4 protein-coding genes (2 of these 4 running past the window's edge) are annotated in these 2500 nt (G+C 69.5%); 2 read left to right on the top strand and 2 right to left on the bottom strand.

The genetic code is table 11. From position 1 onward, the window contains the following. Both prfB and EI73_RS08365 read left to right on the top strand, forming a co-directional pair. Positions 1–43, top strand: a protein-coding gene (prfB, locus tag EI73_RS08360; RefSeq protein ID WP_156103489.1) for a peptide chain release factor 2; it begins 1053 nt to the left of the window's first position. Within the gene, positions 1–43 belong to an annotated coding region that runs on past the window's edge; the region does not span the whole gene. A 126-nt stretch (positions 44–169) separates the two neighbouring features. Continuing rightward, positions 170–1132 carry a serine/threonine-protein kinase gene (locus EI73_RS08365; protein WP_034385895.1) on the top strand — a complete coding sequence of 321 codons (963 nt, stop codon included), beginning with the start codon at positions 170–172 and terminating at the stop codon, positions 1130–1132. Here EI73_RS08365 and EI73_RS08370 read toward each other — a convergent pair. Together EI73_RS08370 and EI73_RS08375 are read right to left on the bottom strand one after the other, a co-directional pair. After that, the gene (locus EI73_RS08370; RefSeq protein WP_034385897.1) at positions 1116–2066 is read right to left on the bottom strand and encodes a GNAT family N-acetyltransferase; all 951 of its coding nucleotides are present in this window, start codon (positions 2064–2066) and stop codon (positions 1116–1118) included. The two genes, EI73_RS08365 and EI73_RS08370, sit on opposite strands and share 17 nt — an antisense overlap. Further along, positions 2063–2500 carry the 3' portion of a hypothetical protein gene (locus EI73_RS08375; protein ID WP_034385898.1) on the bottom strand. It continues 69 nt past the right edge of the window, so 438 of the gene's 507 nt are visible here — the last part of the coding sequence; its start codon lies beyond the right edge, outside the window; its stop codon occupies positions 2063–2065. The genes EI73_RS08370 and EI73_RS08375 overlap by 4 nt, the downstream gene beginning before the upstream one ends.

The following is a 2500-nucleotide window of genomic DNA, read 5'->3' on the forward strand; positions in this document are numbered from 1 at the left end:
GGCTGGGAAACGCGCCGCAGAGGACGCGGGCGACGAGGAGTAGCTTCCGCTCCGCCGCCTTCCGATAGATTTGCGTGACAGCCTGACGTCTAGAGTGAGAAAGGCGAGCGGCTTATGCCTGGCTCTTGGAGGCCAAGGGCAGCCGCGCCTTGCCTCCTTCCTAGCCTCTATGACTTCAGAACGCTCCATTCCCGGTTACAGACTCCTGCACCTGCTGGGGCGGGGTCAGTCCGCGCTGGTGCACCTTGCCGAGGATCCGCAGGGACGGCAGGTGGCCTTAAAGATTCCGCTGGAGAAAACGCTCCGCCAACAGGAGGCCGCCGAACGCTTCGGCAACGAGGTGCGGCTGAGCCTTCAGTTTCGTCATCCCCACGTGGTGCGGGGATATGCGGGGACGGCGTTCGGGCCCAAAGCGTTCGTCGCGCTGCACTACTATCCGGACGGCACCCTCTGCGACGTGTTGGCCGCCCAGCCAGGAAACAAGCTGCCGCTGAGGCAAGCCCTACGCATTCTGGCGGACGTGGCCTCGGGTCTCACCTACCTGCATCACCTGGGGGCCGTGCACCAGGACGTGAAGACGCAGAATGTGTATATCGCCGGGGGACGCGCGGCGCTGGGAGACCTAGGAAGCACGTACTTCACAGCGCAGGGCGGACAGGCGAGCGGCAGCCCCTTTTACATGGCCCCCGAAATCTACCAGGGGGAAAGCAGTAGCCCGGCGAGCGACGTGTACAGCCTGGGCATCCTGACCTATGAGCTGCTGAGCGGTCAGCGCCCCTACCAGGGGGAAAGCTACGAGGCGCTGATGGGGGCGCATCTCACCCGCTTTGCCCCGCCCCTCACGGCCCTGAACCCAGGGGTGCCGCGACCGGTTGCCCGCCTGGCCGAACAGGCCCTTGCCAAGCGGCCGCAGGACCGCCCCACGGCGGAGGCCCTGCACGGCGTGCTTCTCTCGGCCCTGGGGGAGCCGCCGGAAGAGGAGACTCCCCCAGGGCTGACCCCAGCACGGCCGGTCGGTCGTCATGGGGCGGTTGCAAGGCCTCCAGCTCTCCCAGGACGCTCGGCCGAACCTGGGGCGATGGAGGACCCACGGGGAGGCTCCCGCTGGAACCCCTTCAGGCGCCGGAAGTAACGCCCAGGGGAAGGTGCAGCTCGAAGCGGCCGGGCCGGGGCTCGAACCCCAGGCGGCGGTTCACGGCCAGCATGGGGGCGTTGCGGCTGTGGTTGTTCGTCCGCATGACGGTCAGCCCGGCCTCCCGCGCCCGGCGGATCGCGTGCAGCTTGAGGGGCAGCGCGAGCCCGCGTCCGCGTGCCTGCGGGTGCGTGGCGGTCAGCTCGTTGTAGGCCATCTCGCGGTAGCGCACCATCGCCGTCGTGCCCAGCCATTCCCCCTGCGGCCCCACCGCCAGAATCAGCCAGTCGGGGCGCGGGTCATGGTCAAGGTGCAGAATCTCGCGCACCTGGGGCAAGGGCCAACGCGGGTGCCCGGCGAGGTCGGGTGTCTCCGGCAGGCGGTCCGCGAAGAAGTTCAGATACCGCTCCAGCGTGACCTCGTCCGCGCCCTCCAGGTCCGTGAAGGTGACGCCCTGGGCCTCCGCCCGCGCGAGGGCATCAAGGTAGGGCGTCTCGTCGAAGGTCGTGAGGTCGAGTTCCGAAGCGAAGCGGTGCGCGTGCCGGCGAAAGCCCCGGCGCTGCGCCCAAGCCAGACTTTCCGGGTCCGTGTCGCCCACATCCGCGACCAGTCCGGCTGCGCCCGCCTCCCCCGCGGCCTGCTCCACGGCGGCCCACAGCGCCCGGCCCGTACCCCTTCCCCGCGCCTCCGGGTGAACGAGGATGCCCGCATGCAGAAACCCCGGCGGGTCGAAGGGGAAGAAGTAGAGGTGGGCAAGGCCCCGCACCTCTCCCCCTTCCTCCATCACCCAGCGGCGGCTGAGACGCGTGGGGTCCCGGCGGGCCTCCTCGGCCTGAAAGGCTTCCAGGGAGACGGTGCGCCCCAGAACGAGATTCGACAGGGTCACCCAGGCGGGCGCGTCAGCAGCGGTGAAGGGGCGAAGGGCAGCGGTCACAGGCCAGCCTCCACCGCCTTCACCATCTGCCGAATCGCCCCCAGGTGGTAGGCGACGTGGGCGACGGCTCCGGTCAGCCCGCCGGTCACGTCACCATTCGGCGTCTGGTCCTCCTGCGCGCGGGCAAACTGCAGCAGCGCCTCGTAGGCGCGCCGAACGCGCAGCCGCACTGCCCGCCATTCCTCCTCGTTCACCTGCGCGGGCTGGAAGCTCCCCTTCCAGTCGAACGGCCCCCGGTCGCCGTCGCGTTCCCAGCGGACGATCACTTCCATATGGAAGGCGGCGTGCTGCGCGTGTCCGGCGATGGTGGAACCGTGAACGTCCCGGCTGGCCTGCGCCGCGCTCAGGCCCTCCAGCGTGGCCAGCAGCCCGTGATTCCCGCTTCCATCTGCCCTCGTCCCGTCCAGAAAGGCGGTACCCTGGCCGGGAACTCC

The sequence above is a fragment of the Deinococcus sp. YIM 77859 genome, from assembly GCF_000745175.1.
Classification (GTDB): domain Bacteria; phylum Deinococcota; class Deinococci; order Deinococcales; family Deinococcaceae; genus Deinococcus.

Excerpts from the sequence above, each read along its gene's own strand:
- EI73_RS08365 (WP_034385895.1), top strand. The coding sequence starts at position 170 with ATGACTTCAGAACGCTCCATTCCCGGTTACAGACTCCTGCACCTGCTG.